Origin of the sequence: Paenarthrobacter sp. TYUT067 (genome assembly GCF_023656375.1) — a bacterium.
In the GTDB taxonomy this organism is placed as follows: Bacteria; Actinomycetota; Actinomycetes; order Actinomycetales; family Micrococcaceae; genus Arthrobacter.
This window is the reverse complement of record NZ_JAMOIT010000018.1, coordinates 81541-94420: the sequence shown is the minus strand read 5'-3', so window position 1 is coordinate 94420 and position 12880 is coordinate 81541. Positions and strand designations below refer to the sequence as shown.

11 protein-coding genes are annotated in these 12880 nt (G+C 63.9%); 1 reads left to right on the top strand and 10 read right to left on the bottom strand.

Annotation, left to right across the window (positions count from 1 at the left end; translation table 11 throughout):
- Window positions 1–59: 59 nt before the first annotated feature.
- The 10 genes from MOD31_RS16550 to hemE form a co-directional block, all read right to left on the bottom strand.
- Entirely contained in the window at window positions 60–1334 is a 1275-nt protein-coding gene (locus MOD31_RS16550) for a glycoside hydrolase family 3 N-terminal domain-containing protein (protein WP_250821144.1), read from the bottom strand.
- Between the two features lie 112 nt (window positions 1335–1446).
- Complete coding sequence (gene hemL / locus MOD31_RS16545) at window positions 1447–2766, bottom strand: glutamate-1-semialdehyde 2,1-aminomutase (protein ID WP_250821143.1); 1320 nt, start codon at window positions 2764–2766, stop codon at window positions 1447–1449.
- A gap of 43 nt (window positions 2767–2809) precedes the next feature.
- Entirely contained in the window at window positions 2810–3943 is a 1134-nt protein-coding gene (locus MOD31_RS16540) for an LLM class flavin-dependent oxidoreductase (RefSeq protein ID WP_187697139.1), read from the bottom strand.
- Entirely contained in the window at window positions 3943–4923 is a 981-nt protein-coding gene (gene hemB, locus MOD31_RS16535; RefSeq protein ID WP_250821142.1) for a porphobilinogen synthase, read from the bottom strand. Before hemB ends, MOD31_RS16540 begins: the two co-directional genes overlap by 1 nt.
- Window positions 4920–5798: a uroporphyrinogen-III synthase gene (locus MOD31_RS16530; protein WP_142938510.1), complete on the bottom strand. Its 879-nt coding sequence runs from the start codon at window positions 5796–5798 to the stop codon at window positions 4920–4922. Before MOD31_RS16530 ends, hemB begins: the two co-directional genes overlap by 4 nt.
- Complete coding sequence (gene hemC, locus MOD31_RS16525) at window positions 5785–6783, bottom strand: hydroxymethylbilane synthase (protein WP_142938509.1); 999 nt, start codon at window positions 6781–6783, stop codon at window positions 5785–5787. The genes MOD31_RS16530 and hemC overlap by 14 nt, the downstream gene beginning before the upstream one ends.
- On the bottom strand, window positions 6780–8003 hold the full coding sequence (locus MOD31_RS16520) for a ferrochelatase (protein ID WP_142938508.1): 1224 nt from the start codon (window positions 8001–8003) through the stop codon (window positions 6780–6782). Before MOD31_RS16520 ends, hemC begins: the two co-directional genes overlap by 4 nt.
- On the bottom strand, window positions 8000–8701 hold the full coding sequence (gene hemQ, locus MOD31_RS16515) for a hydrogen peroxide-dependent heme synthase (protein WP_142938507.1): 702 nt from the start codon (window positions 8699–8701) through the stop codon (window positions 8000–8002). Before hemQ ends, MOD31_RS16520 begins: the two co-directional genes overlap by 4 nt.
- Before the next feature lie 87 nt (window positions 8702–8788).
- Entirely contained in the window at window positions 8789–10276 is a 1488-nt protein-coding gene (hemG, locus tag MOD31_RS16510) for a protoporphyrinogen oxidase (RefSeq protein WP_166840074.1), read from the bottom strand.
- Window positions 10277–10281: 5 nt separating this feature from the next.
- Window positions 10282–11397 carry a uroporphyrinogen decarboxylase gene (gene hemE / locus MOD31_RS16505; protein ID WP_142938505.1) on the bottom strand — a complete coding sequence of 372 codons (1116 nt, stop codon included), beginning with the start codon at window positions 11395–11397 and terminating at the stop codon, window positions 10282–10284.
- A 158-nt stretch (window positions 11398–11555) separates the two neighbouring features.
- Here hemE and MOD31_RS16500 point away from each other — a divergent pair, with 158 nt between their 5' ends.
- The gene (locus tag MOD31_RS16500) at window positions 11556–12875 is read left to right on the top strand and encodes a glutamyl-tRNA reductase (protein ID WP_142938504.1); all 1320 of its coding nucleotides are present in this window, start codon (window positions 11556–11558) and stop codon (window positions 12873–12875) included.
- The last annotated feature ends 5 nt before the right edge of the window (window positions 12876–12880 follow it).

Here is a 12880-nt window from a genome sequence, read left to right as displayed (position 1 = left end):
GAACCCCGCCTTCACATGGAAGGCGGGGTTCTTTGTTCCTGATCCCTGACGTGGAGCCGCTATTGACCGGCCTTGACTTGCAACACAGTAAGCGCGGCGGCGTCCACCTTGGCCCGGAAGGCAGGATCTGACGTGGCCTTTTGCACCACAGCTTGGTGCATCGCCGGGATGCTGGTGGGATCGGCACACACCAGCATGGTTCCGCCTGCGCCGAAAAAGTTCAGGGCCCGATCAGCATCTGACCAGGCTTCCAGTTGCTCAGCACTGCAGAGGTCGTCAGAAAGGACAATCCCTGTGAAACCTGCGTCAGCACGCAGCATGGCGTCCATGATCGTCGCTGAGAACGGTGCGATGTTTGCGGGGTCGATCTTGTCGTAGTAGGCGTTGGAGACCATGACCCACTTGGTACCCGATGCGATGGCGGTGTGGAACGGCTCCAGCGCGGGATCGTCCCTTGTGGTGGTGGTGTCACGGACATTTTTGCTGACGTCCGTATTGGGAACCACCCTGCCCAGGCCCGGGAAGTGTTTGACCACCGGAGCAACCCCGGCGTCTTTCATGCCGTCGGCAAAAGCGTTGCCCAGCAGCGAGACGTTGCCGGGGTCATAGCCGTACTCCCGCTGGAAATGGCCGATGGGGGCATTTGAGGGTGCAAATTCCGGGCTGGTCACTGTATCCAGGACCGGTGCGAGGTTCACGTTGACCCCTACGCTGCGAAGTTCCTTTCCCCACGTGGCGGCATCCGCCCGGAGCTTGGCCGCCCCGGAAGATGCTTGGACTAGGGCAGTAGGAATCGTGGAGAAGCCCGGGCCGGAGAGCACCTGAACGTATCCGCCTTCTTGGTCGGTAGCAACAAAAAGAGGCAGCCCGCCCGTTGTGGCAGCAGAGACAGTGCCCGTCAAGGCAGACACCACGGCAGCCGTCGGAGCAGTTCCGGCCTTGCTGCGCCCGCTGAGATAAACGTTTCCGGCATGGTACTTGGTCAGTGCTTCCATGGTTCCGGGTTCGGCGCCGGTGGCTTTAGAGGCCACCATGAACAGTTGTCCCACGCGCTGCTCAAGGCTGAGCGCGGCGAGTTGTTTCTCTACAGATGACGGGGTGCTAGGCGCCGCGGAGGGAGGCGGGGAAGTAACAGCAGACGGCGTGGTTGACGCCGGCGGGGATGAGGGTGCCGGTGTGGTTGTCGGCGAGGAAGGAGAAACAGACGGCGTCCCCTCCGCCGTGGCTTGGCCGGAGTTGGATGGGCCACTGGAACAACCCGAGGCCGTCGCCAGAAGTACACCGGCGGTGGCGATGCTGACACTAATCGATGCAATGGACGGGAACTTGCGCATGGTAAACCGTGAATTCGTTGGGGGTGGGTTTCCACCTACGAGCCTACCCCGGGACAAACAACGATGCCCCGGCCACATGCTTCGAGCATCTGGCCGGGGCATCACTAAAAAACTAAGCCGTAGCGCCCGCTGCAGCCTTTGCCGCCGCCGGAAGGGCGTCGATAATCCGGTTCATCGCTGCGTCGTCGTGAGCGGCGGAAAGGAACCAGGCTTCGAAGACCGACGGCGGAAGGTAGACGCCTGAGTCCAGCATGGAGTGGAAGAACGGGGCATAGCGGAAGCTTTCCTGCCGCTGCGCGTCGTCGTAGTTGTGTACGCCATGGGCGGAGGTCCCAAACGCCACGGAGAACAGATTGCCCGCCCGCTGGATCGAGTGGTCCACCCCTGCTGCATCAAGGGCAGAGGAAAGCGCTGCGGAGAGTTCCAGCGAGCGGCCATCAACGTAGGCGTAGACCTCAGGAGTTGCGTGGGTCAGAGTTGCCACTCCTGCAGCCATGGCCACGGGGTTTCCGGACAGGGTTCCGGCCTGGTACACGGGACCGACGGGAGCAAGGTAGTCCATCACGTCGGCACGGCCGCCGAGTGCCGCCGTCGGCATTCCACCACCAATGACCTTACCGAAGGTGAGCAGGTCCGGAGCCCAGCCTTCCTGGCGGCCGGTCAAGCCCCAGTAGCCGGCGTACCCGGTACGGAAGCCGGTGAGGACTTCGTCCACGATCAGGAGCGCACCGTGCTCCTTGGTGATGCGGGACAAGCCTGCGTTGAAGCCCTCACCCGGAGTGACGACGCCCATGTTGGCCGGTGCCGCTTCGGTGATGACGGCAGCAATGTTATTGCCGTGCGCAGCGAAGGCAGCCTCGACGGCGGCGAGATCGTTGTACGGCAGAACCAGGGTTTCAGCGGCAGTGGCCTCCGTAACGCCGGCAGAGCCGGGCAAAGCCAACGTTGCCACGCCGGATCCTGCCGCTGCCAACAGCCCGTCCAAGTGGCCGTGGTAGCACCCGGCAAACTTGATGATCAAGTTGCGGCCGGTGAAACCGCGGGCCAAACGAACGGCCGTCATGGTGGCTTCGGTTCCAGTGGATACCATCCGCAGGCGTTCAACAGCGGACACCCGGTCCTTGACGATCTCAGCGAGGTTGGCTTCGTCCGGTGTGGAAGCTCCGAAAGAAAGGCCACGATCCACGGCTGCGTGAACGGCATCAAGCACGGCGGGGTGGGCGTGTCCCAACAACGCAGGCCCCCAGGAGCAGACGAGGTCCACGTATTCCTTGCCGTCCGCGTCCGTCAGGTAGGCGCCCTTGGCCGAGACCATGAACTTCGGGGTACCGCCCACTGAACCGAAGGCCCGCACCGGCGAATTCACGCCGCCGGGCATCAGGGACCGGGCACGGTCGTACAGTTGATCGGACACGGGGGTATTTGAGGTCATGGTTCCTATTCTTTCAGTGATTTCAGCTTGGCCGGGCGCAGTCTTATGCGGCGTCGGCCAGCAGCTCGGTGACCCGCGGGGCCACCTCGGTGCCGTAGAGCTCAATGCAGCGCATCATTGACTGATGCGGCAACGTTCCATTGCTGTATTTGAGGTCGAATCGGTCCACACCGAGATTCCTCTTGAGAAGAGCGATCTTCTGCGCCACGGTTTCCGGGGAACCAACATAGAGGGCACCCTCAGGGCCGCACATGGCGTCGAACTCGCCACGGTTCCCTGGCCCCCACCCACGCTCGGCACCGATCCTGTTGCGCTGCTCCAGCCAATGCGGGAACAGCTCCTCGCGGGCGGCCTCGTCCGTGTCCGCGATGAATCCTGGTGAGTGCGTGGCAATCTGGCGCATGGGATGGCCGTACTTTGCCATCGCCTCACGGTACAGGTTGACCAGCGGTGCGAAGCGTCGGGGCTCTCCCCCAATAATGGCGAAAATGATGGGGTAGCCGTACTCGGCGCAGCGCAGCACGGACTCCGGTGTGCCACCCACACCAATCCAGGCCGGCAGGAGGTGATGCTGGAGTTGGGGGTATACCTGCAACCCATTGACGTTGGGCCGCGTGCGCCCCGCCCAATGAACGGGTTTCTGGGCGCGTACTTTGTCGAACAGCTCCAGTTTTTCTTCGAAGAGGACTTCGTAGTCTGCCAAGTCCAAGCCAAACAGCGGGAATGACTCCACGAACGAACCCCTGCCGAGCATGACCTCGGCCCTGCCATTGGACAAGGCATCAACCGTGGCGAAACGTTGGAAGACGCGGATGGGATCATCTGAGCTGAGCACGGTAACAGCGGACCCCAAGCGGATCCGTGATGTCACGGCGGCCGCCGCAGCAAGGAAAACCTCAGGCGCGGACACAGCGAAATCGCGGCGGTGGTGCTCCCCCACGCCAAAGGCATGGATTCCGACGGCGTCAGCCAGTTTCGCTTCCTGCAGCAGCTCCCGCAGGACAAGCGCATGCTCCTTCGGGTTTCCGTCAGCATCCACACCGGCGTCGCCGAAGGTGTTCAGGCCGAGCAGGATCTGGTTGGCCGCCACTGGCGCAGCGGGATCGGAAGGCACGGCGGTCCGGGACGGTGCCGTGGGATCCAGGGGAACAGCGGATTCTGCAGGGAGAGAAGACATCAGGACTCCTTCAACCAGCCTGCCAGTTCGGAGGCCCAGTAGGTCAATACGGTATCGGCTCCAGCACGCTTGATGCCGAGGACAGATTCAGTAATGGCGCCCCGCCTGTCGATCCAGCCGTTGGCGGCGGCCGCTTCGATCATGGCGTATTCGCCTGAGATTTGGTAGGCCGAAACAGGCACCGGACTCATTGCAGCCACATCAGCGAGAATGTCCAGGTAGCTCATGGCGGGCTTGACCATCACCATGTCGGCGCCTTCTTCGAGGTCGAGTTCCACCTCCAGGATGGCTTCCCGGCGGTTGGCTGCGTCCATCTGGTAAGTACGGCGATCACCCTTGAGTTGGGAATCCACGGCCTCACGGAACGGGCCGTAGAACGCTGAGGCGTATTTAGCTGCGTAGGCAAGGACTGCTGTGTTTTTGTGTCCGGATTCCTCCAGTGCTTGACGGATGACCGCGATCTGGCCGTCCATCATTCCCGAGGGCCCCAGCACGTGGGCGCCCGCGTCGGCCTGGGCAACTGCCATCTGACCGTAGATCTCCAGCGTGGCGTCGTTATCCACGTAGCCCTCGGAATCGAGGACGCCGCAGTGGCCGTGGTCGGTGAACTCGTCGAGGCAAACATCGCCCATGATCACCAGGTCATCGCCCACCTCGGCTTTGACGTCGCGGATGGCCTTGTTCAAGACGCCATCCGGGTCCAGTGCAGCGGTGCCTTGCGCATCGCGTTCGGCGGGCACACCGAACAGCATGATGCCTCCTACGCCCAACTCCACGGCTTCGGCTGCGGCCCGTTTGAGGGACTCTGTGGTGTGTTGGACGACTCCCGGCATGGAACTGATGGGACTCGGCTCGGTGAGGCCTTCCCGGATGAACGCCGGGAGGATCAGGTCCGCGGGCGCCAGGCGGTTTTCGGCGGTGAGCCTGCGCATGGCGGGAGTGGTGCGCAAGCGGCGGGGACGATGGTTCGGAAAGCTCATGACGATTTCCCTTCGTTGGCGAAAACAGATTCCAAGGCGGCCACAATGCCGTCCGGGGTTGGTTCTTTGGCGGTGGCTGCCACGGTGAGGCCTATCCGGGAGGCCTCTGCCGCCGTCGGCCGTCCAATGGCGATCAGCCGGCACCTGCCCAAGGGCATCAATGTTGCAGCGATACGGCGCGTCGCGCTGGGAGAAGCAGCCACCACAGCGTCCACGGTTCCGGCATCCAGTGCTGCCCGCGCGTCTTCCGGAACAAGTGTTGCCGGATCGTCAGTGAAGGACGTCCCGACGCCGGAGGGAAGTACCGCTGTCAGGCGGAGTTCGGCACGGGCAGGGTAGTCAACCGTGCGGTAGGCGACCACGGACGTCACGTCCGCACCGCTTGCCGCCAGGCCGTCGCGCAGGCTGGCCGCCGCAATATCGGCTTGGGGCAGGAACACGCGTACGCGGGACGCTTCCCACACAGCAAGGAGGCCGTCCGCCGATTGGACATCCTCAGGCGCCAAAGCAACGGCGAGGCCTACGGATTCGAGAACCTGATGGGACGAAGAGCCAATGGTGGCCACCTTTGTTCCCGATGGAACAAGATCCGCGAGTGCCATCCCGCGCTGGGCAGCCTTCTCCATGAGAACCCGGACGGTGGTGATACTGCTGATCACCAGCCAGTCAAAGTCACCGGCCGCCAACTTGTCCAAGGCCGCATCAAGGGAAGCCTGGTCCCCTGCCCTCTCAAAATCGATGAGCGGAAGCACCAAGGGCTCGGCCCCCAACTCACTCAGCAGCGCCGCCAAAGGGCGTGCACGGTCGGCGCTCCTGGTGATCAGGACACGCCGGCCGGTCAGCCCATTTACTTCATACGGCTCAGGACGCGGCAAGGTCCGCGATCTCCGCGGCGCCGGCAGCGAGCAAGAGCTCAGCCACTTCGATGCCGAGCAACGTGGCTCCGACTTCCGTTAGACCGTCCGTGGCTTTCTTTTCGCGGACTGTCTTGGTGCCGTCCACGGCGCAGACCACTGCTTCAAGGTGCAGCATGCTGCCCTTCCGGAAGGCGTAAGCCCCCACGGGGGCAGCACAACCGGCTTCGAGCCGGGCCAGAACGGCACGCTCGGCCGTAACGGCGAGGCGTGTGTCGTCGTCGTTCAAAGCGGCAAGGGCCTGGGCCAGCACCGAGTTTGATCCCTCGGTGGAACCGCCCAGTGGCGGAGCGTCATCCGTCCGGCATTCGATGGCCAACGCTCCCTGCCCGGGGGCCGGCAGCATGACGTCGGATTCGAAGAATTCGCTGACGGTGTCCAACCGATCCATGCGTTCCAAGCCCGCTGCGGCCAACACCACAGCGTCAAGATCGCAGGTCTTGCCGGGGACAACAACATCGGTCACATTTCCCGGCAAACCAGGGACACGGCCGAGGCGGGTATCCACGTTCCCACGGATGTCGAGCACCTCAATGTCCGGACGTGCAGCCCGGAGTTGCGCGGCCCGCCGTGGTGAGCCTGTACCGACTTTGGCGCCGCCCGGCAGTTCGGCGAGCGTCATGCCATCGCGGGCACAGAGTACGTCGCGGACATCCACCCGTTTGGGTGTTGCAGCGATGCTCAGGCCAAGTGCGGCGCCCGTGGGCAGGTCCTTGAGGGAGTGCACGGCAACGTCACAGGTCTCAGCGAGGAGTGCGTCCCGAAGGGCCGCGACGAACACGCCTGTGCCGCCCATCTGGGAAAGGGACCCGGTTTTGACGTCGCCCTCGGTCTTGATGTGCACGAGTTCCACAGGGAAGCCGCCAACGGCAGCCAACCGGTCCGCAGTTTGCTGCGTCTGCGTCAGGGCGAGCTTGCTCGCCCTGGTGCCGATGCGTACGGTCACTTGGCAGCCTCCGGAGCGGGGTACGCGTCGTGCCCGATGCCCACTGTGGTACCAACTTCCGAAATGACGGGCTTCGCTCCGCGGAAGTTTTCGCAGCAGTTGGGACGGCAGACGTCGTACCAAGCACCCAGGTCCGTCACGTGGGGGCGCTCGGCGATGTTGTTCTCCACCGTGCGTTCGCAGATCAGGTCTACCAGGCCGGACACGAAAGCTGCGTGCGTACCCGGGGTGGGGACACGGGTTGCTTCGATGCCGAGGTCCTTGCAGGTTTCCAGAGCCTCGGTGTCCAGGTCCCAGGCAACTTCCATGTGATCGCTGACGAAGCCGAGGGGAACAATGACGACGCCGCGGACCCCTTCAGGGGCGATTTCCTCGAGGTGGTCGTTGATGTCCGGCTCAAGCCACGGGATGTGAGGGGCGCCGGAACGGGACTGGTACACCAGGTCCCAGGCAACGTTGGGTGCCACAACATCCATGATGGCCTTGGCGTTGGCCAAGTGCTGGGCAGCATAAGCCGAGCCTTCCGCGAATTCGCGGGGCTCGTCCTCGGACCTTCCAGCGGCCTCGGCATCCCGGGTGGGGATCGAGTGCGTAGCAAACAGGACGCGGATCTTTGAGTCCGGGTCAGTCTCGCCGGCTGCGACGAGCTTGCCGCGGATCTCCTCCAAGCCCGCAGATGTACCCTCCAGGAAGGGCTGGACTACGCCGGGGTGGTCGAAGTACTGGCGGATCTTGTCCACCTGGAGCTTGCCATCCAACCCGGTTTCCGTCAGGGCAACGCCGATGTCCTCGCGGTACTGGCGGCAGCTTGAGTAACAGGAGTAGATGCTGGTGGTGAGCATCAGGAGCCTGCGGTGTCCGGCGTCGTAAGCGTCCTGAAGTACCGGGGCGATGTACGGGTCCCAGTTGCGGTTACCCCAGAGGACCGGCAGTTCGATGCCACGGCGGTCCAGCTCGGCCTCAATGGCAGCCTTCAGTTCACGGTTCTGCTGGTTGATGGGGCTAATGCCGCCAAAAGCGCGGTAGTGGTGGGAGACCTCTTCGAGACGTTCATCCGGAATGCCGCGACCGCGGGTGACATTGCGGAGGAAGGGAATGACGTCGTCCTGGCCTTCGGGCCCGCCGAAGGACGCGAGCAGCACGGCGTCGTAATTTTTGGGTTCCTGGCGGCCGCGCTCGGTGACTTCGTTGACGGCCGTGGAAACGACTGGAGTGCTCATGCAAGGACCTCGGCAATCTCGGCAGCGGACACGCGGCGGCCGGTGTAGAACGGGATTTCTTCACGGACGTGGTTGCGGGCCTCGCTGTCCCGCAGATGGCGCATCAGGTCCACAAGGTCCACCAGTTCCGGTGCCTCGAGTCCGAGGATCCATTCCCAGTCACCCAACGCGAACGAGGAGACGGTGTTGGAGATGACCTGCGGGAATTCCCTGCCCAGCAGACCGTGTTCGCGGAGCATGGCGCCGCGTTCCTCGGCCGGGAGGATATACCACTCGTAAGAGCGGACGAAGGGGTACACGCACAGCCAGGTGCTGGGCTCCACGCCACGAGCGTAGGCCGGAATGTGGCTCTTGGAGAACTCCGCTTCGCGGTGCACGCCCATGGCGGACCATACGATCTCGGTGCCGGCAAAGAGTTTGCTGCGCCGGATGGAGCGGACCGCGGACTGCAGGTCTTCGGGCTTGGCCCCATGGAGCCACACCATGATGTCGGCGTCGGAGCGCATAGCGGAGACGTCGTAGCTGCCGCGAACGGTGACTCCGCCTTCGGCAAGCTTCTCTACCAGGGCCTCGTACTCCTGGGCTGCGTCGCCGCTGCGCAGGACATCGGCCGAGCGCTTGAAGACAGTCCAGAGCGTGAAGAACTGCTCTTCGGTATCAGCAGTTTTAGTGACAGATTCGGCAGAAGTGTGGCTCATGGTTCAAGTTTGCCCCGTGCCAGCCGCTAAGTCGAAACGGATTAGTTCTACAAGGCGTAGAAGTGACGCAAATCACCATTCTGGTGATCAGCCTGCATGCACCCGGGCCACTTGCGCACGAGTGTCGGCCACTACTGCAGCAAGGCCGTTCCCGGCCAACCAGCCGCCCACCACGGTAAGGCGGTTGGCAGACGCGCACGCCTGACGAACCTCCGCCACGCGCTGTTTATGACCGACGGCGGCGAACGGCAGGGCGCCAGCCCAGCGCACCACATCCCAATCCACGATGTCCGCCTTGGATACCGGAACCGTCAGCAGCGCGGAAGCATCTGCCACGGCGGCGGTAAGGAGCGACTCATCGTCCATGACAACGTCCGCGCCGCCGCCTGCCACTTCACGCCGACCATAGGACAGGCGCAGGACGTGGGTGCCCGGACCGGCTTCGTCAGCCAACCAATCCCACTTCGCCGTTGCATGGGTGAGGGCCTTGGCCTTGATCCCCGGGGTTTCGGGTGCAACCAGAATTCCGGTCCCCCTGGGCCTGCCATCAAGTTGCGGCAGGTCCACCACCAAGGTCACCAGGCTTACCAGGGGTCCTGGAGCCGGACGGAGGCCGGACAGCACAGGCAAGGACTTCTCCAGCAACCTGACGGCGGCCGGGCCGTCAAGCGCAACCACCAGGCGGCCGGCGTCGTAGGTGGAACTTTCAGCGGTGACCCGCCAACCCTCTTCAGTTTTCACAACGTCCTCGGCACGCCGACCGGCGAGCAACTGAACCCCCCGCTCCTGCAGGTCAGCGACGAGGGCGTCCACCAGAGTGTTCATTCCACCCTTCAGGCCGGCCACGGCGGAACCCGCTTTTGCCGTTCCGGACGACGCCCCGGAGGATGAAGACGGGGCGTCCTTGGCCCCTTTGCGTTGAGCTGCGACAGCAGCAGCAAGTGAGCCATGAGAGCGGATTCCGGCGCGCAGGCCCGGGGCCACCATATCCACGTCCAAAAGGGCAGGGTCAGCGGAATGAACGCCGCCTACCACCGGCGAAACAAGCCGCTCCAGAACCCTTTTGCCCATACGGGTACCAACCAGAGCGGCAACACTGGTGACCTCCGCGGACGTACCGACAGATGCCGGGAGCCAGCGGTCAAACGAGGCTCTGATGGCTCCGAGGAGACCCAGGGATCGTCGAACCTCAGGGTCCCAGGGATTCGCGGGAATACCGAGTACTCCGGTTTTGGGAAGCTCCTGCGGGCCGTCCGGAAGCTGCACCCAGGCACCTCCGGGATGGGGAGCAACTATATGGTCCGCCAGGCCCAACTCACGCGCGAGGTCGGCGACGGCCGTGGACCGTGTGGCAAACGACTCCGCCCCGCTGTCCAGACGCAGCCCGGCAACAACATGGCTTCCCACGCAGCCTCCCCATGCGGTGGTCGCCTCGAGGACAGTAACCGCTGACCCGGCCGCGGCAAGCTCCCGCGCAGCGATCAGGCCTGAGATGCCGCCGCCAACTACCACGGCAGTTGGCCGTGCAGCTGCTGGTATCGGCTCCGACGTGGACGTCGCATGCCCCGCGCGCATAGCGCCTACTCCGCAGGGATGGAGTGGATGAGCTCCACAACGCGCGTCAGAACGGTGGGGTCTGTTTCGGGAGGAACTCCATGACCAAGGTTCAGCACATGGCCCGGGGCGTGGGAACCAGCAGCGATGACCTCCCGGACGTGGGCTTCAAGGACCTCCCACGGGGCGGACAGAAGAGCGGGGTCGATGTTGCCTTGAAGCGGCACAGTTCCACCCAGGCGTCGGTTGGCTTCGTCCAAGGGCAGCCGGTAGTCCACACCTACGACGTCTACGCCGACGTCGCGCATGGCAACCAGAAGCTCGGAAGTGCCGGTTCCAAAGTGGATCAACGGCGCCCCGAGTCCACGGACGTGGTCCAGCGCCCGGGTGGATGCCGGCGCCACGTACTTGGTGTAGTCAGCCAGGCCAAGGGATCCGGCCCAGGAATCGAAGAGCTGCGCCGCCGAAGCGCCTGCCTCAAGTTGGGCCTGAAGGAACATTCCGGAGGTATCGGCAGCCCAGTTGGCCAGCGCCGCCCACGTCTCGGGATCGGCGTGCATCATGGTTCGGGGCCCGAGGTGATCACGGGAGGGCTTCCCTTCAACCATGTAGGCGGCCAGGGTGAATGGCGCACCGGCGAAGCCGATCAGCGGGGTCTTTCCGAGTTCGGCAACCGTCAGGCGGACGGCTTCGCGGATCGGCTCGAGGGCTTCCCACGTCAGGGTGGGAAGGGCGGCCACATCAGCTGCCGTTCGCACCGGCTTGTCCAACACGGGTCCTACGCCGGGGACGATGTCCACTCCCACGCCGGCGAGCTTCAACGGAATAACGATGTCCGAGAAGAAGATGGCGGCGTCAACGTCGTGGCGGCGAACCGGCTGCAGGGTGATCTCGGCGGCCAGTTCAGGCCGCAGGCAAGAGTCCAGCATGGCAACGCCTTGGCGGACCTTCAGATACTCAGGCAGGGAACGACCCGCCTGGCGCATGAACCATACAGGCCTGCGGGACGGCGTGCCACCGCGGTAGGCAGTGATCAACGGCGAGTCCGAGGTACGGCCGTCGTTGAGTGGGTGGTTGGCGCCGAGGGTTCCCGCCGGGGCGTTGGAAGCCGTACTGTTGGATGCTGCCGCGCTAGAAGTCATGCCTTCGATTGTGCCGAAAATCCGGGGCAAAAGATAACGACAAGCTGTCACGTCGCGCCCGGCCCGGGCCGTTGTGTCGGGGATCACTGGCCTTCGTGGGGATCACCACGGTGCTGCATTGTTCTACCGGGCTACGAAAAAGCTATGATTGGGGTGCTGTGGTTCTTTTCTCATTGGTGGCTACACACGCCGACATCGACCTCGAAACTGTCGCTCAGTTGAGCAACGGTTCCTCTGAGCTTGCCTCGGCAGCCCTGACAGACTCCTCCCTGGTTTCCGGAGCCGTTGTCTTGGCCACGTGCAACCGCTACGAAATTTACGGAGAAACAGCCAACGGAGCTGACCTTGAGGCGGCTCGTTCGGCCCTTGTCTCCCAGATCAGCGAACTCAGTGGCCTCAACGAGCAACTCGTCTCACGCTCCTTCGCCACAAACACCGGTCCGGACGTCACACGGCACCTGTTTGCTGTGAGCGCCGGCCTGGATTCAGCCGTGGTAGGTGAGCGCGAGATCGCAGGCCAGGTCCGCCGGGCACTGATCACCGCCCAGCAGGAAGGCACCGCCAGCTCGGGCCTCGTGCGGCTCTTCCAGGCGGCCTCCAAAACGGCAAAGGACGTGGGCGCACAGACAGCCCTCGGCTCCCGTGGGCTTTCAATCGTTTCCGTCGCCTTGGACCTCGCCACCGACCTCGCCGAGAACGACGATTGGTCCACCAAGAAAGTGGTGGTCTTCGGAACAGGGGCCTATGCCGGCGCCACCATGTCGCTCCTGCGTGAGCGCGGCTGCACAGATGTTTCCGTTTATTCCTCCTCCGGCCGCGCCGAGGGCTTCGTAGCCACCCGCGGCGGAACCGCCCTCGACGCCGACACTCTTCCCGCTGCTGTTGCCGCAGCTGACGTCATGATTGGCTGCAGCGGCTCTGACAACAGAGTGGAGGCCGCCGATCTTGCCCGCGTCCGGGCCCACTCGGGCAAACCCTTGATCGCTATCGACCTCGCCCTCACCCACGACTTCGACCCCGCAGTGGGCGAACTCGATGGCGTTGAGCTCCTGACGCTTGAATCCGTACGGCTGGCTGCGCCTCAGGAGCAGGCAGAGTCACTTTCCCAGGCCAGCGCAATAGTCAACGGCGCCGCCACCTCCTTCGAGTCCGAACGCGAAGCCCGCTCCGTGGACACTGCCATTGTGGCGCTGCGCCGCCACACCATGAACGTCCTTGACGCGGAAATGGAAAAAGTCCGGGCACGGCATGGTTGCACCGCCGCCGCCGAAGAGGTTGAGTTCGCCCTCCGCCGGATGGTGAAGCAGCTCCTGCACATTCCTACGGTCAGGGCACGCGAACTGGCAGCCAACGGCCAACAGGAAGAGTATGTTGCCGCTCTGGAAGCCCTCTACGGCATCGAGGTGGAGAAGCCCCAAGCCGCCCCGGCCGCGGAGTGCCCGGTGGATCACGGGCAACTCCGCTCCGAAAGCGCCTGAGGCCA